We start from the raw sequence: 25,226 nt of genomic DNA on the forward strand, positions 1-25,226 counted from the left end.
CGCCTAACGCTGCTCCGGTCACGGATCAAGCGTTAGACATGAAAATGTCACATAACTTTTACAATTGACGCAAAAGCTCCTGCAGCTGCGGCTCCTGCACCAGCGTTGCGGCCTGTTCCGGGCGCATCCATTGGCGGTTGCGTTCAGCGGATTCGGGGTAGTCGTCGGTCAGCTGCTCCACCTCGGCGGAGAAAATCAGCGTCGTCACCGGTTCTTCGGTGCCGTTGTCGTGGTATTTGGTGTAGTTGTACTCACCGATCGGCTTTTGCGAAATGCGGGCCTCGCGGACGCCCGCTTCTTCCCAGGCTTCCTGCAGGGCGGAATCCGGTCCGTCCTTGCCCTCGACCGGCCAGCCTTTGGGCAGGATCCAGCGGCCGGTGCCACGGCTGGTGATCATCAGCACTTCTTTGCCGTCCTCGCCGGTGCGGCAGCACAGCGCGGCGACTTGCAGGCGGTTTGGTCGTTTCAGCATCGGCTTGAGAATTTCTTCCCAGGCGCGGATCAGAGTGCTTGTCATATATGCTCAGCCTTTGTGGTTGGGTTGGTCCCGTGTTTTGTGTGGAATTGTGGGAAAGTAAGCCTGAATGCCCGGAGATTCAAGGCCGCGGCCTGAGATATGCCGCCGGGGGCGGCGCGCAGGCCGCCGCATTTATGCACCGTTTGCGTTCGCCGCGAAGCGTCGCGGTGCCGCCGCTTCGGGTGCCGGGCAGCCCCGGACGGGCAGGGCTCCCGCCGCCAGGACAGCGCATCACAGATGCGCCGCCGGCCGTTGGGCCGGGCAGCGCGCCTTGCGGCGCGCTGCGGGTGGCTATTTGCGCCGTTTTGCCCGCAATGTCGGATCTTCCTGTGTGGGGTCCTCGGGCCAGGGGTGCCTGGGGTATTGCGCGCGCATGTCCTTGCGGACGTCCGCGTATGACCCCGCCCAAAAACCTGGCAGGTCGCGGGTGATTTGAATCGGGCGCTGTGCCGGGGACAAAAGGGCTATCTTCAGCGGAACGCCGCCCACGCATGGGTGGCGGCTGACGCCGAACAGCTCCTGCAGGCGGACGGAGATTTCCGGCACTTCACCGTCATAGCTGATCGGGATCTTGCGCCCCAGCGGCGTGATGAAACTGCCCGGCGCCTCGCGGTCCAGAAGCTGCGTCTGCTCCCAGTTGAGGGCGGCACGCAGCGCGGGCAGCAGGTCGAAACGTTTCCAGTCCCCGGCAGATTTCACCCCGTCCAACATCGGCAGCAGCCAGTCTTCCAGCGTATCCGTCAGGCCGGGGAGGGAGAAATCCGGCAAATCATGTCCTTCGCCGCGCACCAGCTCCACCCGTGCGGCAAGCCGCGCCGCGGCGCCGGTCAGCCGCAGGCCGAGGTCGCGCACGCCGTCCAGCATCGCCCGCGCCACCGCGTCCGGCGGCACGTCATTCCAGATCCGGTCATCCAGCACGACGGCACCCAGCCGCTCCTGCTGGCGGGCCGTCACCCGGCGGTCACGCTTGGACCACTCGCACATATCATCCCAAGCGATCTGATCCGCAAACAGTTCGCGGATTTCGCTTTGGGAGATCTGCGCCGCCATCCGGATCCTGGCTTCACGCGGGTTGCCGTCGGTGTCCAGCGCCACGATGAAAGGCGCGCCCGCCAGCGTGTCGCTGCTTTCCAGCACCGCGCCCTTGCCGCCGGACAGCACAAACCGCGGCGCGTCGCCCTTGCGCCGCTGCCCGATGCGGTCGGGATAGGCCAACGCGGCCATCGCTGCCGGGGACAGCATGCCAGTACCCGTAACATTACCGGTGCCGCGCCCGGCCTGCTGTTCCAACCGCCGGGCCTCGCTTTTGATCCGTTCCACCACTGGGCGGTTCAGCTGATAGGGGCGGGCGCGTTCAAACCCCTTGGGATCCTTTAGCGCCTTCAGCCGCAATAACAGATCGGCAGGGGCCCCGCGCAGCGGGTCGCGCTCGCTCAAGAGGGCTGCCAGCGGCGCCGCAGCCGGGCCGGCGGTCAGCAGCATGTGGCCAAGGCGGGGATGCAGCGGCAGGGATGAGAGCGCCTTGCCGTGTTCGGTGATCCGCCCCTGCGCGGTCAACGCGCCCAGCATCTGCAGCAGCGCTTGCGCTTCGCTCAGCGCGCCGGCAGGCGGCGGGCTGAGGAACGACAGATCCTCCGGCGCTGCCCCCCACAATGCCAGCTCCAGCGCCAGATCCGTAAGGTCGGCGCTTTCAATCTCGGCCGGGGCGAAACCCATCAGCGCGCCTTCTTCGCCCTTGGTCCACAGCCGGTAGCAGACGCCCTTGGCCACCCGGCCTGCTCGGCCCTGGCGCTGGGTGGCCTCGGCGCGGGTCACTTTCTCGGTCACCAGCCGCGACATGCCGGAGCCGGGGTCAAACCGCGCCCGCCTGGACTGCCCCATATCCACCACCACCCGGATATCCTGAATGGTCAGCGAGGTTTCGGCAATCGAGGTTGCCAGCACCACCTTGCGCCCTTCCTTCTCGGGCTGAATGGCGGCGCGCTGCTCGGCAAAGGGCAGGGCGCCGAACAAGGGGCGGATATGGCAATGGCCGGGCAGGCGTTTGGCCAAGGCACCGGCGGCGCGGCGGATTTCGCCCTCGCCGGGCAGAAACACCAGAATGCCGCCGCCCTGATCCCGGCCTGCGCTGCGGGTGTCCCTTTCCGCCTGCACCACCAGATCCGCCAGTGCATCGCCGCGCCGGGCCTGGGCAGGCAGAGGGCGTTCCAGCCAGCGCGTCTCCACCGGATAGCTGCGCCCCTCGGAGGTGACCATCGGTGCGTCCATCAGCGCCGCCACCGGTTCCGCGTCCAGCGTTGCCGACATTGCCATCAGGATCAGGTCATCGCGCAGGGCGCCCGCCACCTCAAGACACAGGGCAAGCCCCAGATCGGCGTTCAGCGAGCGTTCGTGGAATTCATCAAAGATCACCGCGCCGATGCCGGGCAGGTCCGGGTCCGACTGCAGCATCCGGGTCAGGATGCCCTCGGTCACCACCTCGATCCGGGTGGACCTGGAAACCTTGGCATCGCCTCGCACCCTATAGCCGACGGTCTGGCCGGGTTTCTCGCCCAGCGTTTCCGCCATCCGTTCGGCGGCGGCGCGGGCGGCCAAGCGGCGGGGTTCCAGCATCACAATGCGGCCCTGGGTCAACGCCGCCTCCAGCATCGCCAGCGGCACCCGCGTGGTCTTGCCTGCACCCGGCGGCGCCTGCAGCACGGCACGGCGATGGCCGCGCAGGGCGTCCAGCAGTTCGGGGAGGGCGTCTTCGATCGGCAATCTGGTCATGCCGCCTTATCGCCAAAGCCGGCGGTCAGGTCCAGCGGCCAGTCCGCCGGGGCAGAGCCTGCGCAAACCGGATCAAGCGCGGCGGATTTGCCGCCTTTTCTGCGGCATCGGCTGATGTAGGTTGTGCGGCAAACGGCAGGGACTGGACTTTGCGGCCACGCATGCGCCAAGGTCCGCCCATCACGACAGGAAGACACGCATGGATACCGAACAGCTGAAGCAGAAGATCCTGGCCGGCGACCGCCGGGCCCTGGCCCGCGCCATCACCCTGGTGGAAAGCGGCCGCGATGATCACCGTACCAAGGCGCAGGAACTGCTGTCGGAGCTGGCAAAACACAAACGCCAGTCGCTGCGCATCGGCCTGTCGGGCACACCGGGGGTGGGTAAGTCCACCTTCATCGAAAGCTTCGGCATGATGCTGACAGCGCTGGGCCTGCGCGTTGCGGTGCTGGCGGTGGACCCCAGCTCGGCGCGCTCCGGCGGTTCGATCCTGGGCGACAAGACCCGGATGGAGCGCCTCAGCCGCGACAAGAACGCCTTTATCCGCCCGTCCCCCAGCCAGACCCACCTGGGCGGCGTCGCCCGCCGCTCGCGCGAGGCGGTGGCCCTGTGCGAGGCGGCAGGGTTTGACGTGGTGCTGGTTGAAACCGTCGGCGTCGGCCAGTCGGAAACCGTGGTGGCCGAGATGTCGGACCTGTTCCTGCTTCTGCTGGCACCTGCTGGCGGCGATGAGCTGCAGGGCGTGAAGCGCGGTATCATGGAAATGGCCGACCTCATCCTGGTCAACAAGGCCGACGGTCCATTGAAACCGGTCGCGACCCGCACCTGCGCTGACTACGCCGGTGCCCTGCGCCTGTTGCGCAAGCGCCCGCAGGACCCCGAGGGCTTCCCCAAGGCGCTGATGGTCTCGGCAGTCGAGGAACACGGGCTGGAGCAAGCCTGGGAGGAGATGCAGGCGCTGACCGCCTGGCGCCGCGACAACGGTCATTGGGAGCGGCGGCGCGCGGATCAATCCTGCTACTGGTTCGATCAGGAAGTGCGCCAGGCATTGCTGGCGCGGCTGCATACCGCCAGTGCCCAATCCGCCATGGCAGAGCTGTCCGGCCAGGTGGCCAAGGGTGCGCTGACCCCGGCGGCGGCGGCGCAGCAGATGCTGCAGGACCATCTGAAGGGCTGACCGCCATGCAGGAGATCCGGGTCTTTGACGGCGAAAAATTGCGCGCCTCGCTGTTCAACGCGGGGGCAAAGCGCCTGTTTGCGACCTTCCGCCAGCGGGTTGCCGTGGCGGGCGAATTCGAAGACCGCGGCCCGGTGAAAAACATGACCCGGCACGGCTATGCGCATCTGCATATCCAGTGCCGCGACAACGACTGGTATGTAAACAGCGAAACCCAGGCGCTGTCGCGCAGCCTGAAAGACCTGACCAAGGGCTATAGGGACGCGGCGGCCATGGGGTTTTCCATGGGCGGCTACGGGGCGCTGCGGTTTTCTTCGGCGCTGAACCTGAAGCGGCTGATCGCTGTCTCGCCGCAATACACCATTGCGCAAGGTGCGGTGCCGCATGACCGCCGCCGCAAGGAAGCGGCCGCTTTCGATGAAGCGCTGGGCGACCTGATCCGTTATGGCCGCCACGGTGTGAAAGGGGTGGTGCTGTTCGATCCGTTCCGCAAGATGGATCTGAACCATGCGCTGTACATACAGGCGGTGTTTCCGGACTTGCAACTGTGCCGGGTGTCCTGCGGCGGCCATCCCGCCAGCCAGGTGATCCGCGAGGGCGGCAGTTTCTGGGATCTGCAGTCGATGCTGCACACAGGCCCGCTGACTGCGGCGCGGGTTCTGGGCCTGCACAGAGAGCGGCGCAGGCGCTCGCAGACCTATTGGCGGCGCTTGGCGCGGGTTGCGCGCCACTGCGGCAGGCCGCAGCTTGGCGCCGCGGCGGACGCCCGGCTTGAAAGGCTTGCAGCCGAACAGGAAAACGGGCAGTAAACGCCTCAAGAAAGCTGAGTTGAATCACTTGACGCTGTTGCTGGTTGATCGTATGAGCAGCGGACCAGTTTTCGGGCGCAGCCAATGGCAGCGCCCCTTGTGATTTGGTCCGGATCTGCTCCGGACCTCCGAAAAACGAAGGATGATGATATGTCGCGCCGTTGCGAACTGACCGGAAAAGGCCCGATGACTGGCAACAATGTCAGCCACGCGAAAAACAGAACCCGCCGCCGGTTTCTGCCGAACCTGAATGATGTGACCCTGCAGTCCGAGACCCTGGGCCGCGGCGTCAAGCTGAAGATCTCCGCAGCAGCCCTGCGCTCGGTTGATCACCGTGGCGGTCTGGACGCCTTCCTGGCAAAAGCCAAGAACGAAGAGCTGTCCGACACCGCCCTGAAAGTGAAAAAAGAGATCGCCAAGGCACAAGCCGCCGAGGCCTGATAGGCCTTGATTGGCCGAACTGGCCTGATCCTTTCACTGGATTTCAGTTACACTTACAGACACCGCGCATGAGCAATCAAGCGCGGTGTTTGCGTTTGCGCAATCTGCCGCGGTGATGGCTCTTGCGGCGGCGGTACAGGGCGGGCATATCTGCCTGTGATGAAACACATTCTGCGCCTTTACCTTGGCCTGTTCCTGGCCCTTGCGGTTGCCCTGACAGGCCATAGCGCTGCTGCACGGCAGGGTATGCGCGATGCGGCCGGGCAGATGGTGATCTGCACAGGTTTGGGGCCGGAAGTTATCTATGTGGACAGCGAAGGCCAGCCGGTCCAGCCGCCGCACAGCTGCCCTGATTGCGTGATGCATTTGCTGGATGCCGTGGCGCCGCCTGCCACGCTGCCGGTTTCCGGGCAGTCGGCGGGCCGTGTGCACGCGGTTTCGCATAAGGCCGCCATTGGCAGCTATTTCAAACCAAGGGCCAGCGCACGTTCGCCGCCTGCGGCCTGATTGCAGACAAGCCCATTTCCCCAAAATTCAATCGTTTCTTATGAGGAGGCACAAAATGTCCCTGAAATCTGTATTCCTTGCCGCCGCTGCGGCAGCCGCATTGGCCGGGTCCGCTTTTGCAGACGGTGCCCACAAAATCATGGTCCATGACCAATACGCACGGGTGTCCTCGCCCACCGCCAAGGCCGGTGCTGCTTTCATGGCGATCATGAACCAGACCCATGCGGATGACCGGCTGATCGATGTCCGCTCGGATGTGGCCGCCAGGGTGCAGCTGCACACCCACAAGGAAGGTGATGACGGTGTCATGAAGATGATGCATGTCGAAGAAGGCTTTGCCATTGCCGAGGGCGACACCCATATGCTGAAGCGCGGCGGCGACCACATCATGTTCATGGGGTTGAACCAGGCGCTGAACCATGGCGATGTGGTCAAAGTCACGTTGGTGTTCGAAAACGCCGGCGAAGTCGAAATCGAAGTGCCGGTCGATTTGGAACGCAAAGCCGAAGGTCACGGCAGCCACTCAAACTGAACCCGGGCACGATAGAGTAGGGCGGGCGCGGCGTCAGGCTGCGCCGCAGCCCTCCTTCGCGCCCAAAGCCCGCCGGATGGCGGGCTTTTTGGTGTCCAGGATCAGCCCAGCAGTCCTGCCACCCAGGCCGGGACGGTTTCGGTGGCGGGACCAAAGCGGCGCTCGGCAAAGCGGGAGGCGGTGGCAGAGGGTTCCAGGTTCAGCTCCACCGTATGGGCGCCCGCCAGATGCGCCTCATCGACAAAGGCGGCAGCCGGGTAGACCTCGCCCGAGGTGCCGATGGCGGCATACAGATCCGCATCTGCGAGATGGGTGTAGATCTCTTCCATGAAATACGGCATCTCGCCGAACCAGACCACGCCGGGACGGCCCGCGGGCGCCGCACAGGCGGGGCAGGGGTGTCCGGTCTGCATTTCCATCGGTGCAGTCCAGCTATGGCCGCAGGTGGCGCAAACAGCGCCTTCCAGCCTGCCGTGCATATGCAGCACATCCGCCGCGCCGCCGGCCTCGTGCAGGGTGTCCACATTCTGGGTAACGATCACCACCTCGCCCGGATGTTCCCTTTGCAGCCGCGCCAGCGCCTGATGCGCCGCATTAGGCCTGGCCTCAGCCGCCTGGGCGCGGCGGGCATTGTAAAAGCGATGCACCAGATCCGGGTTGCGGGCAAACCCTTCGGGTGTTGCCACATCCTCGATCCGGTGCTGCGCCCAGAGGCCGCCCTCGTCGCGGAAGGTGCCCAGCCCGCTTTCGGCGGAAATCCCGGCGCCGGTCAGGATGACAATCTTCACACTCTTTCCCATCGCCGCGGAACCTCCTATCACTGACCCTATTCACAGGAGCCATAGACGCATGCCTACCTGTATTCTGTTTGTCTGCCTAGGAAACATCTGCCGCTCCCCGGCGGCCGAAGGCGTGTTCCGCGCGTTGTGCCCGGATGTAGAAACCGACAGTGCCGGCACGGCCTCCTATCACGCAGGCGAGCCGCCATACGGCCCGATGCAGGTAGCAGCGCAGGCGCGGGGGCTGGATATCTCGGACCTGCGGGCGCGGCAGTTCCGGCGCGGTGATTTCGAAGATTTCGATCTGATCATTGCAATGGACGCCAGCAATCTGGAGAATATCGAGGCCCTGCGTCCGGTAGGCAATGAAACCCCGGTGCGCCTGTTCACGGACTACGCGCCGGAAACCGGCGCCGGTCATGTGCCCGACCCTTACTATACCCGCGATTTCGACGGCTGCCTGGATCTGATCGAGGCTGCTGCCAAGGGCCTCAAAGCGGTCCTCTGACTTATTCGGCGATCACCCGGAAACCGCCTGCCAGGAAAGGCAGCTGTTGCACCGCCGGATCAATCATCTGGGTCTGCACCAGCCGGCGCAGGGTTTCCGCAACGTCGCGCGGCACCCGGTCGGCCCAATCAGCCGCTGTAAACAGTGAAATTGTCCGCGACATCTCGCCAAAGGGCAGCGGAAAAGCATCGATCTGGTCGTGGAACCGTGCTGCCCGCATATATCCCAGCGGCGTTGTCACCGCCCAGCCGATCCGCCGTGCCACCATCGCCATCAGCGCCAGATGCGAGCCGACCTCGAACCGGTCCTCGAACTCCAGCTTCTGGCGCACCAGCAGCCCCTCGATCTGCTGCGAGATCAGCTGCTCGCGCGCGTAGCGCAGAAACGGCAAATCCTGCAGCTGCTCCGCCGCCTGTGCCGCATCGGACAAGGCGCCGCGCGGCGCCACCAGAATGAAGGGATCGCGCACCAGCGGGTATTCCACCAGCCCCTCATGCAGCCCGCCGGCGGTGGCGGCAACGGCAATATGCAGCTCGCGGGCCTCCATTGCCTGCACGATGTCATGGCTGGAGGCGGTGATCATCTTGAAGCGGCACTGTGTCAGGCTGTCCGCTAGAATAGTGGCCAGCCGCGGGGTCAGGTCGTTGTCGAAATCATCAATCAGACCGATCGACAGCGCCTGCAAGTGGCTGAGATCCATCACCGTCAGCTCGCTTTGGGCCAGCCGCAGCTCCGACAGGACCGCCTCGGTCCGGGCCAGGAAACTGCGCCCGGCGGCGGTCAGCACCATCGGGCGGCGGCCATGGTCGATCAACTCGCTGTCCAGTGCCTTTTCCAGGTTGCGCATCTGCTGGCTGACGGCGGGCTGGCTGAGGCCGGTCATCTCTGCCGCTTGCGCCACTGATCCGGTCTTGGCCAAAGCCTCGAACACTTCCAGCCCGCGCAGGGTAACACCTTTGATCAACATGCAATCGCTCCAATACCTTACGCCGTTTGTTCCGCTTTGCTGCAGCCCGGTCAAGGGGGGCAAAGGCACAGCCTTTCCCCCTTGCGAAAATGCCGCAGCGCAGATGTATCAAAACGGTCAAAGGCACCCGTGGGGTGCCTTTGCTTTACCGTGCAGCTTGGGGAAATGACGAAGGCAGGCTCAGCCGCAGTTGCGCGCTGCATGATCTCCAAAGGCCTTGTAGCGCAGCCACAGCCGCTCGTCCGTGCGGCTGGAGGACTGGCGCACCACTTGGGCCTGGTGCGGATCGGAAAACCATTTCGACACGGTCTTGCGCTCGGCCCGTGTCAGGCTGCGGTTGGCCACCTTCTGGATGCAGCTGCACAACCCGGGCGAGGCCGCGGTGCGGTCCGACTGGCGGCAGGCGCGTTCAATCGCGCCGGCCTCGGCCCCCGAAGGTGCCAATGCTGCAAGAGATCCGGCGCAAAGCGCGGCGGTCAAGAAAAATCTCATCTGGCTCGTGCCCCGTTTTTTGGCAAGCGGATCTGATGCCCGCGGAATTGCCCGCAGTATGCCAAAAGCCAAGGTGCGTTTCAATCATGGTGAACGGGGTGTTGAGAAGGCCAGTGTTCAGCAGGGCTGGAGCGCCGGTTGCCGGCACTCCAGCGGCTGCCGGTCTCAGGTTTGGTTTGGCCCGCGCATTGCGCGGATCGCCTGGCGCACGGCTTTCCAGTCCGCCGCCTCATCGTCTTTGCCGGCTGCTTCGCAGCTGCGCATCTTCTGCGCGGCCTCCAGCTCGGCCTTGTCGCCATGCGCACTATACAGCGCGCGGGCATATTCGGTCGCTTTGATTGCATCCATGCGGGTCGTCCTCCTTTGCTGTGTTTCCCGCCAGAGGGGCGCGCGTTTCGCGGAATGAGGCGAGTATAGCGCATTTCGCCGCCGCGCGCAGGGAGGGCGGAGAAATTGAGGCGTTTGGGCGGGGAGGGGAGGTGTTTGCAGATCATGGTGAGGACAGTGCCGGTCCGCAGGCGGAAGCGAAGCGCCCGCCGTTTTGCCGAAGGCAAACCGGCGGTTTGACAGCGAAGGTCAGACACGGCCCGGCCTTGCGGCTGGGCGGGAGGGGTAATTCAGCCGGGTGGCAGCGTTTTGACAAAGGCCCAAATGGCCTTGGCAACTGATTGCACGCTTTCAGTTTGAGCAGTGACAGTCACTGCTGTTGCTCCAGCGGTCCATTTGGCCCCGGCCTTTGCCAGTTCCTTGGAGCCTTCGCGGATCATGCCGTCGGCAATCGACCCGCAGTATGCTGCCATGCGCCGTGAAATGTCCCAGAGAGCCTTGGCGATTTTTTCCAGCTGCGAAGGGGAGGGGGACGGTTTTGCAATTTCCTCTTCCAGCTTCTCTGCTTCCGTCCAAATCAGCATGAGGTCCGTTTGGAAGGCACGTGCCGGAGCATCCTCCAGCGGCGGCCCGCCATTGTCACCGATCAGCGCCGCAACGGGAATGTGTTCAACTGCTGCAAGGTGTTCCTTGAGGCGGGCGACCTCTTGTTCCAGCTCGAACAGGCGGCGGATGCGCTCGATTTCCGCGGCGACGGCTTCGGGGCCAGCGTTCCATATTGCGTCGTCGATCAGGGCAACGCGGCGTTGGAGTTCCCAGTCGAGCGGATTGCCAACAAGGAACCCTTGGTACCAGTATCGCCAGATCGCCTTGTGTAACACCGTTTTTATGACCGTCCGCCAAATCTCAAAAATACCTTCATGGGCATTGGTGCCTGGCCAAAGTGGTGCTGCCAGCAGGGTTTCAGGATCGAAGGCGACGTCGTTGTTAGCATCGTAAAGTGCGGCCGCAAAAGTAAAATCGCTAGCTACGTTGTCAGATGCGGAAAAAGAAACTGCGTCCCCGGCGTAACCTAGATACCCGTCAAACGCTGCATTGGCAGCTGCTTGAATTGAGCTACTCCCCAATGTTTGGACAGGTTTTGACGTAGGTTAAGCTACTCTCTGCTCCTGCTGATCGGTTTGGGTTTCTTCTTTTCTCAGCCAATAGACCACGGCTGGGGGTTTGCCGCCAAGGGCGGAGTGTGGGCGTTTTCGGTTGTAGAAATCGATCCATTTCCCAACGCCCGCCTTCGCCTCTGATCCGGTCTCCCATGCGTGCAGGTAGACGCATTCGTATTTCAACGACCGCCAGAGCCGCTCGACGAAGATGTTATCGAGGAAGCGCCCCTTGCCATCCATCCGCTGCCCGGCAGCGCATGTGTGCATGCGCGAGAGGGGAGATCCGCACGCCGGATCGGCGCAATCTGCTCGTCCAGGCAAAAGATGTGAACTGGCTGCCCTGATCCGTATTCATGATTTCCGGCGGGCCAAACCTGGCGATGGCCTCGTTCAGTGCCTCGACGCAGAAGTCTGCTTCCAGCGTGTTCGAAAGGCGCCAGGCCAGCACCTTTCGGGTGTGCCAATCCATGATCGCCGCCAGATACAGAAAGCCCCTGCGCATTGGCAGATACGTGATGTCGGCACACCACACCTGATTGGGACGCTCCAGGCGTAGACCACGCAACAGATAGGGATAGGTCTTGTGCCCTTTCGCTGCTTTGCTGGTGTTTGGTTTCTGATAGATCGGCATCAAGCCCATCAGCCGCATCAAGCGTCGGATGCGCTTCTCGTTCACAAGGTGCCCGTCGTTTCGGAGGTGCCAAGTCATCTGGCGGACACCAAAGAACGGCGTTTCCAGGAACTGTTCATCGATCCGGCGCATCAACATCAGGTTCATCGCCGTCTCGCCCTTGGGCGTGTAGTAAAACGACGACCGCGAGATCGACAGCAGCTTGCACTGCTTGCCAATCGACAGGTTGGCATTGGCAGGCTCAACCATCTTGCGCCTCACTTGCCGGTCCACGGCTTGAGCTTTCGTGACAAAAAATCGTTGGCGACAGCCAGCTCCCCGATCTTCGCGTGCAGTTCTTTGACCTGCTCCTCGTCGATCTCTGGGGACTTCTTTCCGCCGCGTTCAAACACGCCGGACGCGCCTTCCAGCAGAGCGCGTTTCCAGCTGTGGATCATCGTGGGATGGACGCCGAATTGGCTGGCAAGCTCAGCCGCAGTTCGCTCACCCTTCAAAGCCTCAAGCGCGGCTTTCGCCTTGAACTCGGGCGAGTGGTTCTTCCGTTTCGACATCTCTGATCTCCTCTTCGTCGAAGACCAGCAGACAACAAATCATAGCTTACGTCAGTGTCCGAAATTCAGGGGGTAGCTCAAATTGATGCAAACGCCGGAGCATCAACTGCACCATGTAGTGACCCTGAAAAGCCCAAATCGAAAGCTTGGTCATGTTGACAAATGTCTGAGCCAAAGCCGAATAGATGTAAGGTCGATGAAGCCCAGGAAGCTTTCCATGGCTTTGTCGTAGCGAGTTGCCACGCGGCGAGCGTTCTTTAGTTTGTTGAAACAGCACTCGACCAGGTTGCGCAGGCGGTAAAGCGAGCGGTCGACACCGATACGCTTCTTTCGGGATTTTCGCATTGGGATGACCGGCAGGACGTTGCGCGCATTCAGGTTCGCCCTGATGCTGTCGCCATCATAGCCGCGATCCGCCAGCAACACGCTGGGACTGGGCAGGTTGTCGGCCATGACCAGATCGAAACCGAGATAGTCGGATGTCTGGCCTGGCGTGATCTCTGTCCTCATGGGCAGACCATGCGCGTTGACGAGGAGGTGGATCTTGGTCGAGAAGCCACCTCTTGAGCGCCCGAAACCCTGTCGCGGAGTCCCCCTTTAGCACCCGCTGCCTGATGATGGGCCCGGATCACGGCGCTGTCGATCATTTGCAGGGCGTCTGGCACGGCCCCGCTTTGGTTCAGGGCGTCCATGATCTCATCCCAGAGCCCCGCCAGCGTCCAGCGCCGGAACTGGCGGTAGACGCTCGACCACTTGCCAAAACTCTTCCGGCAGATCGCGCCATGGCGCGCCGGTCCGGGCAATCCAGAATATCCCATCAAGAACAAGCCGGTGGTTGGCGGGTTTGCGTCCGTTCGGGGCGCGGGCAGAAAGGATGAAGCGCTCAAAGAACGCCCACTCTTCGTCCGAAATAAGATCTCGTGCCAAGCTGGTCTCCATCGCAGATACCAGCTTGAATCACGTTCAGCGCTGCCTGTGAATCCCTTTTGTCAACACGCCTTATTTTGGTGAAGCTGTCTTTATCGATACTACGAAATAGGCCGAGGAGAGTGCAAATCTGGAGTAATCTGAAACATCTGAGCGGATCTAAACTCGACTTCTCATTTATATTAAACCCGCTCAGCAGCTGTGGGAGCTCTGCGTAGAGCTGCCCGAGTTGCAACCACCCTAGTCATGCGCACGTCTTGAGTACTCAGCCAGCTTTCGAGCTGGTCCAGATCGGAAATCCCTCGCGATTCTACCAAGCTCTAATTGCCTTCGGAACAAATATCTGTGTTGCGACCATATACGCCCGCTTGACCAAACCCCGAATCCAAATCATATCCCCTTGCATGACAGAGCTCGCCAAAATCCGCAATTTCTCCATCGTCGCCCACATCGACCATGGCAAATCCACCCTCGCTGACCGGCTCATCCAGGAGACCGGCACGGTGAAGGACCGCGATATGAAGGAACAGCTGCTCGACTCGATGGATATCGAGCGCGAGCGCGGGATCACCATCAAGGCCAACACCGTCCGCATCGACTATACCGCCGATGACGGCGAGACATATGTGCTGAACCTGATCGACACCCCCGGCCACGTCGACTTTGCCTATGAGGTCTCCCGCTCGATGCGCGCGGTCGAAGGCTCGCTCTTGGTGGTCGACAGCTCGCAAGGGGTCGAGGCGCAGACGCTGGCCAATGTCTATCACGCGATGGAGGCCGACCACGAAATCGTGCCGGTGCTGAACAAGATCGACCTGCCGGCCTCCGACTGCGACCGGGTGGCGGAACAGATTGAGGATGTGATCGGCATCGACGCCTCGGGCGCCATCCGGGTCTCGGCCAAGACCGGCCAGGGCATCCGCGAAACGCTGGAAAGCATCGTGCAGCATCTGCCCGCGCCCAAAGGAACCCGCGACGCGCCGCTGAAGGCGATGCTGGTGGACTCGTGGTATGACGCCTATCTTGGCGTGATCGTGCTGGTGCGGGTGATGGACGGCACCCTGAAAAAGGGCATGCGAGTCAAGTTCATGTCCAACGACACCCTGCACCATGTGGACCGCATCGGCGTGTTCCGCCCCGAGATGCAGATGATCGACTCATTGGGCCCCGGCGAGATCGGCTTCCTCACCGCCTCGATCAAGCAGGTGCGCGACACCCGCGTCGGCGACACCATCACCAATGACCGCAACGGTACCGAAGACGCGCTGCCGGGCTTCAAACCCGCCCAGCCGGTGGTGTTCTGCGGCTTGTTCCCGGTCGATTCAGCCGAGTTCGAAGATCTGCGCGACGCCATCGACAAGCTGGCCCTGAACGACGCCTCCTTCAGCTTCGAGATGGAAACCTCCGCAGCACTTGGATTCGGTTTCCGCTGCGGCTTCCTGGGCCTTCTGCACCTCGAAGTCATCCGCGACCGGATTGAGCGCGAATACAACATCGAGCTGATCACCACCGCGCCCAGCGTGATCTACCACGTCTACATGAAAGACGGCGAGCAGATCGACCTGCACAACCCCGCCGACATGCCCGACATGTCCAAGGTCGACCACATCCAGGAGCCGCGCATCAAGGCGACGATCCTGGTGCCCGACGACTATCTGGGCGATGTCCTGAAGCTGTGCCAGGAGCGCCGCGGCATTCAGGAAGACCTGACCTATGCCGGCACCCGCGCCATGGTGGTCTATGACCTGCCGCTGAACGAGGTGGTGTTCGACTTCTACGACCGCCTGAAATCGGTGACCAAGGGCTATGCCTCATTCGACTACCAGATGACCGGTTACCGCGAGGATGCGCTGGTCAAGATGTCGGTGCTGGTCAACGACGAGCCGGTGGACGCGCTGTCGATGATGGTGCACCGCGACCGGGCCGAGATGCGCGGCCGTGCGATGTGCGAAAAGCTCAAAGAGCTGATCCCGCGCCACATGTTCAAGATCCCGATCCAGGCAGCCATCGGCGGCAAGGTGATCGCCCGCGAGACCCTTAGCGCCTTACGCAAGGACGTGACCGCCAAATGCTACGGCGGCGACGCGACGCGGAAACGCAAGCTGCTGGACAAGCAGAAAGCTGGCAAGAAGAAGATGCGCCAGTTCGGTAAGGTGGACATCCCGCAGGAAGCGTTTATTTCCGCCTTGAAAATGGACAGCTGAAGCTGGCCATTTTCAAGGCGCGCGGGCGAAAGCGGTTGGCGCAGCCAATCGCGTGCCCGCCCGGTGCTGTTCTGCGCTGGAAACACGCCCCATTCAAACGCTTGCAACACGGGGCTTCGGCCCCGTTATTCGTTGATGCAATTGCCAATGCCCCGCCCGGCCGAGAGGCCGGGCAGCGCCCGATCCGCCCCCGCGGGCGGGCGCTACGCACCCACCCTCGGACCGGGTTCTGCCCTCCATGCTAAAAAAGTCGGCGATAAAAGTGGTTGGCGCAGCCATTAAGCACACCAAATAGTAGAGTTTTCTCTGGACTCCAGTAAGAATCTTTGTACGGTTTGGCGCGCAACAAATTGTTTCTTATCGAAAATGCACCCATCGACGAAATTCGTGCTCTACGTAGACGAGAGCGGGGATCAGGACGGGCCTTGTTGCACAAATCGGAGGATGAGCGCAGTTTCCCTTTCCCTGGATAGATCTATTCCACGGGCCGCGTAACAGGTATGCCAAGTGCCGTGTAGCCGTTCAACACGGCGATACGCACCTGGAGCTCGGCAACCTGGCGCTCGAAGTCTCGAGCCATGAGGGATTGGCCGAGCAGCTTGATGCAGTTCATCTTTGCCTCGACCCGGCTCCGGCGGTGGTATCCGCTCCATCGTCGCCAAATGGCACGACCCAGGTGCTTCGAAGCGTGCAGGGCTTCGTTGCGTGCGACGGCACCGGGGCTCGTCGGCTTCCAGGGTTTGGCGTTCTTGCGGGGCGGGATGACAGCAGCGGCACCGCGGGCGGCAATCGCTTCGTGGCATTTGCGGGTGTCGTAGGCACCGTCGGCAGTCACCGAACCGATCCGCTCGTCAGCCGGGATCTGGTCCAGGAGATCGGGCAAAATGGGCGCATCCATTGCCCGGTAGGCGGTTTCTGAAAGAAACCTGCCGGGAGGGGCCGATGTTGCTGCCGGTGACCTCAATGGCCCGGACTTCCAGCGTTTCCTCATCAATTCCGATATGTATCTTGCGCCAGAGGCGCCGCTTGGGGCCTCCGTGCTTGCGGGCGTTCCACTCACCTTCGCCTTCGGCCTTGATACCGGTGCTGTCCGCTGCCCTGCAGTGCATCACGCAGTGATGTCACGAGAGGGGATCAGAAGGTTCAGCGGGCCCGCGCCACCACCGTACGGGATACTCACGTTCAGCTTCCGCTGTCGGCGGCACAGGGTGCTGAAGTCTGGTACGTTCCAGTCCAACCCGACCAGCCGAAGAAGGCTCTGCACGAACCCGGTCGTCTGGCGAAGGGGCATGCCGAAAAGTACCTTCATGGTCAGGCAGGACTGGATGGCGTTTGTCGGGAAAACAGTCCCCCGGACTGTTTTCTGATCCTCCCAACTCACTGAAACTCGGCTGCCTCCCCCGCTTTCCAGTCGGCGGGGGCTTCCACACCATGTCGGGATCAAACCAGATCGTCAGCGATCCGCGTTGCCGTAGCGCTTCATTGTAAGCCGACCAGTTTGTGGTCTTGTACTTCGTCGGGGTCCAACTGCTCATGACCTCACGCTATCATGCTGGCTTCACGCAGTGAATCCCTCCCCCGATTTGCGCAACAAGGCCACCCAAAGGGCAAAAAGATCGCAAACTTTGGAGTGAAGTACATTCAGGGGCCATTCAAGATGAACCTGGATGGTGATGCACTGAAATTTGCGCTTTCTATGTATCAAGATAAGTAATTGTTTAACAAACGTCTTTTTCCAAAATACGGGGCATTGTCATCCGCCGGGCCGCGCCCGACCCTCCCGTCAATCCGCAGGTTTGCCTCCGGTAAACGGGGAGGGCGCTGCCCTGAGCGTCTAGATCGAACCTTGCCAAATTCGAGTATTCGGTCGGCCGCTACAGACCGCACCGGCTTGACCGCCCCGGCTAAAACCCGCCACACCCGTGCGCCAACCTCCGCCGGTTCCGCACCCCGGCCACCCCCGCGGCTGAAAACCCGCCCCGCCCGTGCTATCCTCCACCCAGCCAAACGTTCGGAGGATGGCCCATGTTCGTTCAAACTATGACACCCAAAACAGTGAAACTCACCACTCTGGCCGCGGCGCTGTGCCTGCTGGCGGCGCCGGCCTTTGCCAACCATTGCCCCATCGACATGGCAGCCATCGACGCGGCGCTGGCTGCCGGAACCGACCTTTCCGAGGCCGAGCTGGACCAGGTTCATGACTGGCGCGACGAGGGCCAGGTGCTGCATGAAGGCGGCGACCATGACGGGTCGGTGGCAACCCTGGCCAAGGCCAAGGAGATGCTGGGGATCGAATGACCGCACAGCAAAATGCCCGGCGCGGGGCCGGGCGGTCCTGTCACAAACCCGACGGGCTTACAGCGCGTCCTGCACATCCTGCGCGGCGCCGCTGATCGCCTGGCCGGCTTTGGAGATGTCGCGCCCCGCGCCCTTGGTAGTCTCGCAGGCGGCCAGCCCCAGCAGCATCAGCACACACGCAAAAATCCTGTTCATCGTCTAAGGCTCCTTATCTCTGCCCGGTTCTGTGCGGGGATATCTAGCAAGCCGCCCCGGCGCAGGCCAGCGGTATTGCCGGGAGCAGGGCGGTGCCTGCAATGCGGTTTACCAAAAATTGCAACTTATAAGGTAGTGCAATCCCCGAAAATCGCGAGTAACTTGACCTGGATCAAGGCTGTAGCTTTGACCCCGCGGCAAGTTATGCGAAATTTGAGCTGGAGGGTATGTACTATGGACTTTTCCACCAGAAAACAAACGCTTGAGGTGCGCCGGATGCAGCTGGCAGGCACCCTGGCAAATGCCGGTCTTGCGCCGGACGCAGCGCAGATGGGCTCTGTCCGGCAGGCCTGTACTGCCCATGCCGGCGCCGTATCCATTGCGGTCCCCGCCAAGTCTGGCCTGGACGAGCTGCGCCGCATTGATGCCGCGTTGGCCCGCCTGCGCGAGGGGTCTTACGGCTATTGCCGGATTTGCGGCGACAACATCAGCGATGACTGGCTGGACCAGCGCCCGGCCTCGCCGTTTTGCAAAAGCTGCGCGCTCTGACAGTTTGCGCCAGGCTGGCCCCGGCGGCGCCCTATAAATCCACAGACAGATCCGGAAATCCACAGACAGATCCGGGATCTGCATCAGCCAGGGGGCAGCCGCCCCGCTGGCTGAAGCCGGTTCTGAACCGCAGCCGTTGTCCTGCTGCAGCTCTGCACTACTTCAGGGCTTCGCGCAAAAGCCCCCGTTGCCGTGCCGGCCGGGATATGTCACAACCTGCCTGACCGACTGAACAAATGAGTTTAGCAGATGCCAGATTTCACTGAGCGCCGCCGCATGATGGTGGACACCCAGATCCGTCCGTCGGATGTCACCAAATACCCGATCATCGAGGCGATGCTGGAAGTCCCGCGGGAACAGTTTGTCCCGGACTCGCAGCGCGAGGCGGCTTATGCGGATCAGAACGTGAAACTGGGCGGCTCCCGGGTGCTGATGGAGCCGCGCACCCTGGCCAAGATGCTGGATGCGGTGGATCTGCAGAACGACGAGCTGGTGCTCGATGTGGCCTGCGGGCTGGGCTATTCCACCGCTGTGGCAGCCCGTGTGGCGCAGATGGTGATCGGCGTCGAAGAAGACGCGGACATGGCCGCTGACGCGCAGGAGCTTTTGTCGGAAACCGGCGCAGATAATGCAATCGTGCATACCGGCCCGCTGGCCGGGGGCGCGGCGGAACACGGCCCCTATGACGTGATCCTGGTTGAGGGCGGTGCCGAGGAGCTGCCTGCGGGTCTGCTGGACCAGCTTAAGGACGGCGGCCGGATCGCGGTGCTGATGATGACCGGCGCGCTTGGCGAGGTGAAAATCGGCTATAAGAGCGGCGCCCGGATTTCCTGGCGGTTTGCCTTCAATGCCAGCGCCCCGGTGCTTCCGGGGTTTGCAGCCGCGCGTGAATTCGCGCTCTGACCCGCAGGGCGCGGCATTGCGTCCCAATGGCCGCTGCCGTTAGACTGAACAAGAGGCCGGGCGCCGCGCAAAGGAGCGCCCGGAGTGCGGATAAAAACCACCGCGGCTGGCGGCGCGGCAAAAGATAAGGCAACCGATGCGAATGAAATTTCCGGCGAGTGTGTTTAAGGCTTTTGTATTTGCTGGCGGCGTGACAGCCACGGCGCTGCTGCCACTGAAGGCCGCGTCGGACAACTTGTCCGACGCGATGATCGGCGCCTATAAGACCAGCGGCCTGCTGGAACAGAACCGGGCGCTGCTGCGGGCCGCGGATGAGGATGTGGCGATTGCCGTGTCCCGGCTGCGCCCGCTGATCCAATGGACGCTCACCGCCAGCCATACCTATTCCCGCAGCGTCAACCAGTTCGGCAACTTCAACGAGTTCACAAACAACGATCTCGGCACCCAGATCCAGCTGACCCAGCTGCTGTATGACGGCGGCGAAACACGATTGCGCAAACAGGCAGCCCAGGAACTGGTACTCGCGACGCGCCAGCAACTGCTGAGTGTTGAGCAATCGGTGCTGATATCTGCCGTTCAGGCCTATGTGGGGGTCCTGCAGGGGCAGGAAAATGTCGCCCTGCGCCGCAACAACCTGCGTCTGCTGCTGGAAGAACTGAAAGCGGCGCAAGACCGGTTCGAAGTGGGCGAAGTGACCCGTACTGACGTCGCCTTGGCTGAAAGCCAGGTGGCAGCGGCCCGCGCCAACCTGACGGGCGCCGAAGGGAACCTGCTGACGGCCCGCGCCACCTATCTGCAAATTGTCGGCCACGCGCCGGGCGCGATTGCCGGCCAGCCCCGGCTGCCGTCGCGGGCTGTGTCCATCGACCGGGCGCAATCCATTGCGGCGCGCAACCAGCCGGACCTGCTGGCGCAGCAGCATTCGGTCAAATCCGCCGATATTCTGATCCGGGCGGCGACCAAAGCCCTGGGGCCAAGCGTCAGCTTCCGGGCCACTGCGGGCTTTAGCGAAGACTTGAACGACAGCACCGGCACCGACTCGGATGCTTCGGCTTCGGTGACGCTGACACAAGATCTCTATGCCGGCGGCCGCAACGCGGCGACCCGGCGGCGGGCCATTGCCAGTGCCGACACGGAGCGCGGTGCCCTGATCAATACCCAGCGCGCGGTGCGCCAGAATGTCAGCTCGGCGTTTTTCAATGTGGAAACCGCGCGGGCGACACTGGTGTCCTCCAATGAACGGGTGCGCGCGTCCAAGGTTGCTTTTGACGGCATCCGCGAAGAGGCCACCCTGGGGGCACGGACGACGCTGGACGTGCTGCAGGCTGAGCAAGAATATCTCGATGCTCAGACAGGCGAAGTGAATGCACGCGCCGACCAGGCAATTGCGGCTTATCAGCTGTTGCAGGCGCAGGGGCTGCTCACCGCCGAGCATCTGGGGCTGGCGGTCGAGATTTACGACCCGACGCTTTATTACAATCTGGTCAAGGGCGCGCCTGCGCAATACAGCAAGCGCGGCAAGGATCTGGACCGGGTGCTCAAGGCCTTGGGACGTAACTGACAATTCATCCTATCGGTTGTGCGGTGACGGGAAGGCCGCTACACTCTGTTTCAAGAGGCAAGAGTGGTTTATAAAATGTCCGACCCAGTTACCCATGCTGAGATCGAAGATGTATTGTCCTCAATCCGCCGCTTGGTGAGTGATGACAGCCGCAGCGGGCCTGCGGTCCCGGAACCTGCAGCCCGGCTGGTCCTGACGCCTGCGCTGCGGGTGCAGGAGGACGGTCCTGACAGCCCCCCGGCAACTGATGATCCTGCAAAGGACGACCCTGCAGCGGCGGCACCCGGGGCTACGACCGGCAGCCTGGCTGAGGGCACAACCGGCCCTTCAGAGATGGTGGGGGCCGGGGACGGCGCGTCCCTTCTGGAAGCGGAAGCCCCGATAGCCTTCCGGCACCGCAGCAGCGCGGCTGAAACCGGACTGCCCTCGGATGATCAGCAAGCAGAGGCGGAGCATGACACTGGTTTGCAGGCCGTCCAGCCTGGTCCGGGCCAATTGGACACAGGATGCTTGGGCACAGACCGCTTGGATGTGGATCACCTGAATTCAGACCCGGATGCAGGATCGGAACACCAGCAACCGCAAGGCACGCCTGGTGCCGTGACAGACGCTCCCTGGGGTGATCCCAATGCCACGCTGTTTGCCGCCGCCGCAGATGCGGAGCAGCCGGCGGACGGCACCGGCAATCTTGATGCCGAAACTCCAGCGGACAGTCAGGCCCCGGAAGACAGTCAAGCCCCGCAAGACAGCCAAGCCATTGAAACTGCCGGGGCCCGTGCGGCGTCAGTTGTGCGCAAAATTGCCGAGCTTGAGGCCCGCAGTACGCGCGGGCAGGCGCAGGAACCGCAGCAATGGGAGCCGGACAGTCAGACGGAGGCTCCGTTTGCCAGCACTGTCACTGACACCATCGAATGGCGTGACGAACCGCTCTCCGCCCGCCGTGCCGTACCGCAAGACGAGGCCGGTGCATCTGCCGCTGCTGATACGCCCCGGGACGCGGGAGCGGAAGTTTTGGCAGGACCTGGCGTCAACGACGGCAGTGCGGTCGCGAAAGCAGAAACGCTGGCCGAAGCTGCTATGGCCGGGGCTGCGCTGGAAACTCTGGCCGAGACTGGTGATGGCTACCTGGACGAGGACAGCCTGCGCGATCTGGTGGCCAGTATCGTGCGCGAGGAGCTGCAGGGTCCGCTGGGCGAACGCATCACCCGCAATGTGCGCAAACTGGTCCGCCGCGAAATCCACCGCGCGCTTGCCGCGCATGATCTGCTCTAGACCCGGCGGCTGCCCGCGAAGGCTGCCCGTGGAAGGGATGACGTACCGAAAGGCGCACTCTGGTGCGCCTTTTTCATTGGGGCTGCTGAGCAACCCTGGGGCGGGCCGCCCCCGGTGCCGCCCCGCACCTGAATAAGGGGGCTGCTCCCGCCCGGCGTCTGGCTTTTGGCAAAGCCCTCCGCCCGTTGGGCCCGGCGCCGCGCCAAGCGCGGCGCCGGGCCCAAGACCACAGACGGGTCTGGCCGTGGCCAGGGCAGGCTGCGGACGCGGGAGGGCTTGCCTTGCCCGCAGGGGCCTTAGAACGTCACCGGCCGGGACAGCTCCAGCAGCTGGTCCAGATCCATATAGCGTTCCAGATGGTCCGCCAGCGCATCAAGCGTCTCCTCGACACCGTCTTCATACCCCGTCTGGCTTTCATGCCCGAGCCCCGCCAGCACGCTGGCGCGGAAGGCATCCGAGGAAAACAGCCCGTGCAGATAAGACCCTTTCACCCGGCCATCGGCTGAGGCCGCGCCTTCGGCCCGCCCATCGATGCTCAGCCAGGCCCGATCGCAATCGGCACCAGCCGTGCGGCCCATGTGGATCTCATAACCGTTCACCGGCAGATTGCCGTCGCGGGTCACCGCCTCGGTCAGGGTGACACGCTTTTCGCCCGCCATCACCGTATGCACGTCCAAAAGGCCCAGCCCCTCGACCTTGCCGGGGCGGCCATCGACGCCTTCGGGGTCGTCAATTGTCTTGCCCAGCATCTGATAGCCGCCGCACAAGCCCAGCACATGGCCGCCGCGGCGGTAATGCGCCTGGATGTCGATATCCCAACCCTGGCCGCGCAGATAGGCCAGATCGCCAATGGTCGATTTGCTGCCCGGCAGGATTACCAGATCCGCATCGCCGGGCAGGGCGCGGCCCGGCGGCACGATCTCCACCGTCACCTCCGGCTCCGCTGCCAGCGGGTCCAGATCGTCGAAATTCGCCATCCGTTCCAGCTGCGGCACCACCACCTTGCAGGCGCCGCCCTGGCGCGAGGCGATGTCCATCATGTCCTCGGCCGGCAGTTTCCAGGCGTCCCAGAACCACGGCACCACGCCTAAGCTGGGCCAGCCGGTGCGCGCGGCAATATCGTCCCGGCCTGCATCAAACAGGCTGAGGTCGCCGCGGAACCGGTTCACCATGAACCCCACGACCCGCTTCAGATCATGGCGTTCAAGCACCGCGTGGGTGCCGACGATCTGCGCAATCACCCCGCCGCGGTGGATATCGCCGGTAATCACCACCGGTACCTCTGCCGCACAGGCAAAGCCCATATTGGCAATGTCATTCTTGCGCAGGTTGGTTTCGGCAGGCGATCCCGCGCCCTCGATCAGCACCAGATCAGCGTCAGCGGCCAAGCGCCGGTAGCTTTCCAGCGCGGCCTCCAAGAGGCCGGTTTTGTCGCGCAAGAAGGAACCCGCACCCTGGGTGCCGCGCCGCTTGCCCTGCACGATCACCTGGGCGCCGGTGTCGGTCTCGGGCTTCAGCAGAACCGGGTTCATATCTGTATGGGGAGGCCGCATCGCGGCGCGCGCCTGCAGCGCCTGCGCCCGGCCGATCTCGCCGCCCTCGGGCGTCACCGCTGCGTTGTTCGACATGTTCTGCGGCTTGAACGGTGCCACTTTCAGCCCGCGCCGCACATAGGCGCGCGCCAGCCCCGCCACGATAAGCGACTTGCCGACATTGCTGCCGGTGCCCTGGATCATGATCGAACGCGCCCGTGTCATCCTGCTGCCATCTCCCTGCCTGCGCCCCTGTGTCAGGCGTCTGCATAGCAGCTTAGGCAGCGCCGTCTATGGGCGCTGTGCCGCAAGCGTCCCGCGGCAGCTGCCACGCGACAGCCTGACCCTGCGGAAACCTTGGTGCGCAAAAGAAAAACGCGCCCCCAAAGGGCGCGCTTTTCGGCAATGCGGGGCAGAGGCCTTTTAGGCGGCTTCTGCCTGCGCAGCGTTGCGGCGTTCGCTTTCTTCACGCGACAGTGCAACCGAGGTCCGCACACCGCGGCCCACGAAGTCCATCAGGCCTTCTACAACCCGTTCGTTCGGGTCGATACCGGCGCAGGACAGCACTTCGCGGCCATCGCGCGAACGTGCCCAGCGGGCAATCTGTTCCGGGCCATTGCCGTATTTCTTGTCGTCGGCGATGGCATCATCCAGTGCGGCCAGGACAACGGCTGCAAACAGTTTGCGGGCGCGGTTGCCTTGCTCGTTATTATAAGCGGTGCCGTCTACGAAATCTCGCATCTCGTATCCCTTGTTGTTCTTGCTATTGCAATTTTCGGCGTAGCGCTGCTTATGGCGGAATTGTGACGATTCGGATAGAGCGCAGATGCATAGCTTTCATGCAAATTGCGCATACCTTATTCACACAGTCTCCATACCATATCCTTGTCTTGCCAGCGATCAGCCTGCCAGATATAGGGTCTTGCAAGTTTTCAACAACCATCTGAAAGGCATTTTCCCATGCCCAAGATCAACGGTAACGAAATCCGTCCCGGAAACGTCCTGGAACATAATGGCGGTTTGTGGGCAGCGGTGAAGGTCGATCACGTCAAGCCCGGCAAGGGCGGCGCCTTTGCCCAGGTCGAAATGCGCAACCTGCGTAACGGCTCCAAGCTGAACGAGCGCTTCCGCTCGGCGGACAAGGTCGAGAAGGTCCGGCTGGAACAGAAAGACCAGCAGTTCCTTTACGAGAGCGACGGCATGCTGGTGTTCATGGACACCGAGACGTACGAGCAGATCGAACTGCCGGCAGAGCTGCTGGGCGACCGCCGCCCGTTCCTGCAGGACGGCATGACCATTGTTGTGGAATTCCACGAAGCGGAGGCGCTGAACGCCACCGTGCCGCAGAAAGTGACCTGCCAGATCGTCGAGACAGAGCCGGTAGTCAAAGGCCAGACCGCGGCGAACTCCTTCAAGCCCGCGATTCTGGACAACGGCGTCAAGGTCATGGTGCCGCCATTTGTCGGCCAGGACGAGATGATCGTGGTGAACACCGAGACCATGGAATACTCCGAACGCGCCTGATCCAGGCCGCGTCCCGGAAAAGCGAAGGCCGCCCTCCCTCGGGGGCGGCTTTTTCAGGTCTTCGGGCGGATCCCAAGACTTTTGCAAAAGTTCT

General features: G+C 62.8%; 23 protein-coding genes and 3 pseudogenes. 13 read left to right on the top strand and 13 right to left on the bottom strand.

The window, feature by feature from the left end; genetic code table 11:
• Positions 1 to 58: 58 nt before the first annotated feature.
• Positions 59 to 517, bottom strand: coding sequence for an NUDIX hydrolase (locus tag ETW24_RS06435; RefSeq protein WP_129370267.1), 459 nt, complete (start codon positions 515 to 517; stop codon positions 59 to 61).
• A 291-nt stretch (positions 518 to 808) separates the two neighbouring features.
• Positions 809 to 3,286, bottom strand: coding sequence for an ATP-dependent helicase HrpB (gene hrpB / locus ETW24_RS06440; protein ID WP_129370268.1), 2,478 nt, complete (start codon positions 3,284 to 3,286; stop codon positions 809 to 811).
• A 199-nt stretch (positions 3,287 to 3,485) separates the two neighbouring features.
• Between hrpB and meaB the strand changes: the two genes are divergently transcribed.
• The 5 genes from meaB (at position 3,486) to ETW24_RS06465 (ending at position 6,752) form a co-directional block, all read left to right on the top strand.
• On the top strand, positions 3,486 to 4,463 hold the full coding sequence (meaB, locus tag ETW24_RS06445; protein WP_129370269.1) for a methylmalonyl Co-A mutase-associated GTPase MeaB: 978 nt from the start codon (positions 3,486 to 3,488) through the stop codon (positions 4,461 to 4,463).
• A 5-nt stretch (positions 4,464 to 4,468) separates the two neighbouring features.
• Positions 4,469 to 5,272 (top strand): alpha/beta hydrolase, encoded by an 804-nt coding sequence (locus tag ETW24_RS06450; protein ID WP_129370270.1) that lies wholly within the window; start codon positions 4,469 to 4,471, stop codon positions 5,270 to 5,272.
• Positions 5,273 to 5,422: 150 nt separating this feature from the next.
• A complete protein-coding gene (rpmB, locus tag ETW24_RS06455; RefSeq protein ID WP_129370271.1) occupies positions 5,423 to 5,713 on the top strand; it encodes a 50S ribosomal protein L28 in 291 nt (96 codons plus the stop codon).
• A gap of 159 nt (positions 5,714 to 5,872) precedes the next feature.
• Positions 5,873 to 6,220, top strand: a complete 348-nt coding sequence (locus tag ETW24_RS24460) for a hypothetical protein (RefSeq protein ID WP_205877372.1) — start codon at positions 5,873 to 5,875, stop codon at positions 6,218 to 6,220.
• A 55-nt stretch (positions 6,221 to 6,275) separates the two neighbouring features.
• Positions 6,276 to 6,752 (top strand): copper chaperone PCu(A)C, encoded by a 477-nt coding sequence (locus tag ETW24_RS06465; RefSeq protein WP_129370272.1) that lies wholly within the window; start codon positions 6,276 to 6,278, stop codon positions 6,750 to 6,752.
• A gap of 101 nt (positions 6,753 to 6,853) precedes the next feature.
• Here the strand turns inward: ETW24_RS06465 and ETW24_RS06470 are convergent, their stop codons facing one another.
• Entirely contained in the window at positions 6,854 to 7,552 is a 699-nt protein-coding gene (locus ETW24_RS06470; protein WP_129370273.1) for an NAD-dependent deacylase, read from the bottom strand.
• A 49-nt stretch (positions 7,553 to 7,601) separates the two neighbouring features.
• Between ETW24_RS06470 and ETW24_RS06475 the strand changes: the two genes are divergently transcribed.
• Positions 7,602 to 8,039 (top strand): low molecular weight protein-tyrosine-phosphatase, encoded by a 438-nt coding sequence (locus ETW24_RS06475; RefSeq protein WP_129370274.1) that lies wholly within the window; start codon positions 7,602 to 7,604, stop codon positions 8,037 to 8,039.
• 1 nt (position 8,040) lies between these two features.
• Here the strand turns inward: ETW24_RS06475 and ETW24_RS06480 are convergent, their stop codons facing one another.
• The 6 genes and pseudogenes from ETW24_RS06480 to ETW24_RS06505 all read right to left on the bottom strand — a co-directional run bounded on the left by ETW24_RS06480 (position 8,041) and on the right by ETW24_RS06505 (position 13,106).
• A complete protein-coding gene (locus ETW24_RS06480; protein WP_129370275.1) occupies positions 8,041 to 9,006 on the bottom strand; it encodes a LysR family transcriptional regulator in 966 nt (321 codons plus the stop codon).
• Between the two features lie 180 nt (positions 9,007 to 9,186).
• The gene (locus ETW24_RS06485; RefSeq protein WP_129370276.1) at positions 9,187 to 9,498 is read right to left on the bottom strand and encodes a hypothetical protein; all 312 of its coding nucleotides are present in this window, start codon (positions 9,496 to 9,498) and stop codon (positions 9,187 to 9,189) included.
• 165 nt (positions 9,499 to 9,663) lie between these two features.
• Positions 9,664 to 9,846, bottom strand: a complete 183-nt coding sequence (locus ETW24_RS06490; RefSeq protein ID WP_129370277.1) for a hypothetical protein — start codon at positions 9,844 to 9,846, stop codon at positions 9,664 to 9,666.
• Between the two features lie 269 nt (positions 9,847 to 10,115).
• Positions 10,116 to 10,706, bottom strand: coding sequence for a hypothetical protein (locus ETW24_RS06495; RefSeq protein ID WP_129370278.1), 591 nt, complete (start codon positions 10,704 to 10,706; stop codon positions 10,116 to 10,118).
• Positions 10,707 to 10,976: 270 nt separating this feature from the next.
• Positions 10,977 to 12,167, bottom strand: a pseudogene (locus tag ETW24_RS06500) (IS3 family transposase).
• Positions 12,168 to 12,317: 150 nt separating this feature from the next.
• Positions 12,318 to 13,106: pseudogene (locus ETW24_RS06505) on the bottom strand (IS5 family transposase).
• Between the two features lie 392 nt (positions 13,107 to 13,498).
• Between ETW24_RS06505 and lepA the strand changes: the two are divergent.
• Entirely contained in the window at positions 13,499 to 15,298 is a 1,800-nt protein-coding gene (lepA, locus tag ETW24_RS06510) for a translation elongation factor 4 (protein ID WP_129370279.1), read from the top strand.
• A gap of 475 nt (positions 15,299 to 15,773) precedes the next feature.
• Here lepA and ETW24_RS06515 read toward each other — a convergent pair.
• Positions 15,774 to 16,833 (bottom strand): annotated as a pseudogene (locus ETW24_RS06515) (IS5 family transposase).
• Positions 16,834 to 17,323: 490 nt separating this feature from the next.
• Between ETW24_RS06515 and ETW24_RS06525 the strand changes: the two are divergent.
• Positions 17,324 to 17,596: a hypothetical protein gene (locus tag ETW24_RS06525; RefSeq protein WP_254695715.1), complete on the top strand. Its 273-nt coding sequence runs from the start codon at positions 17,324 to 17,326 to the stop codon at positions 17,594 to 17,596.
• Positions 17,597 to 17,653: 57 nt separating this feature from the next.
• On the opposite strand, the gene ETW24_RS06530 is transcribed toward ETW24_RS06525, so the two are convergent.
• Positions 17,654 to 17,791, bottom strand: coding sequence for an entericidin A/B family lipoprotein (locus tag ETW24_RS06530; protein WP_129370280.1), 138 nt, complete (start codon positions 17,789 to 17,791; stop codon positions 17,654 to 17,656).
• Between the two features lie 234 nt (positions 17,792 to 18,025).
• On the opposite strand from ETW24_RS06530, the gene ETW24_RS06535 reads away from it, so the two are divergent.
• The 4 genes from ETW24_RS06535 to ETW24_RS06550 all read left to right on the top strand — a co-directional run bounded on the left by ETW24_RS06535 (position 18,026) and on the right by ETW24_RS06550 (position 22,076).
• The gene (locus ETW24_RS06535; protein WP_129370281.1) at positions 18,026 to 18,340 is read left to right on the top strand and encodes a TraR/DksA family transcriptional regulator; all 315 of its coding nucleotides are present in this window, start codon (positions 18,026 to 18,028) and stop codon (positions 18,338 to 18,340) included.
• A gap of 249 nt (positions 18,341 to 18,589) precedes the next feature.
• A complete protein-coding gene (locus ETW24_RS06540) occupies positions 18,590 to 19,243 on the top strand; it encodes a protein-L-isoaspartate O-methyltransferase family protein (RefSeq protein WP_129370282.1) in 654 nt (217 codons plus the stop codon).
• A gap of 136 nt (positions 19,244 to 19,379) precedes the next feature.
• The gene (locus tag ETW24_RS06545; RefSeq protein WP_129370283.1) at positions 19,380 to 20,804 is read left to right on the top strand and encodes a TolC family outer membrane protein; all 1,425 of its coding nucleotides are present in this window, start codon (positions 19,380 to 19,382) and stop codon (positions 20,802 to 20,804) included.
• 75 nt (positions 20,805 to 20,879) lie between these two features.
• Positions 20,880 to 22,076, top strand: a complete 1,197-nt coding sequence (locus ETW24_RS06550) for a hypothetical protein (protein ID WP_129370284.1) — start codon at positions 20,880 to 20,882, stop codon at positions 22,074 to 22,076.
• 296 nt (positions 22,077 to 22,372) lie between these two features.
• On the opposite strand, the gene ETW24_RS06555 is transcribed toward ETW24_RS06550, so the two are convergent.
• Both ETW24_RS06555 and ETW24_RS06560 read right to left on the bottom strand, forming a co-directional pair.
• Positions 22,373 to 23,833 carry a cobyric acid synthase gene (locus tag ETW24_RS06555; RefSeq protein ID WP_129370285.1) on the bottom strand — a complete coding sequence of 487 codons (1,461 nt, stop codon included), beginning with the start codon at positions 23,831 to 23,833 and terminating at the stop codon, positions 22,373 to 22,375.
• Positions 23,834 to 24,031: 198 nt separating this feature from the next.
• Positions 24,032 to 24,349: a DUF6280 family protein gene (locus ETW24_RS06560; protein WP_008556013.1), complete on the bottom strand. Its 318-nt coding sequence runs from the start codon at positions 24,347 to 24,349 to the stop codon at positions 24,032 to 24,034.
• Between the two features lie 219 nt (positions 24,350 to 24,568).
• Here ETW24_RS06560 and efp point away from each other — a divergent pair, with 219 nt between their 5' ends.
• A complete protein-coding gene (gene efp, locus ETW24_RS06565) occupies positions 24,569 to 25,132 on the top strand; it encodes an elongation factor P (RefSeq protein WP_129370286.1) in 564 nt (187 codons plus the stop codon).
• Positions 25,133 to 25,226: the final 94 nt, after the last annotated feature.

The sequence above is a fragment of the Leisingera sp. NJS204 genome, assembly GCF_004123675.1.
Classification (GTDB): domain Bacteria; phylum Pseudomonadota; class Alphaproteobacteria; order Rhodobacterales; family Rhodobacteraceae; genus Leisingera.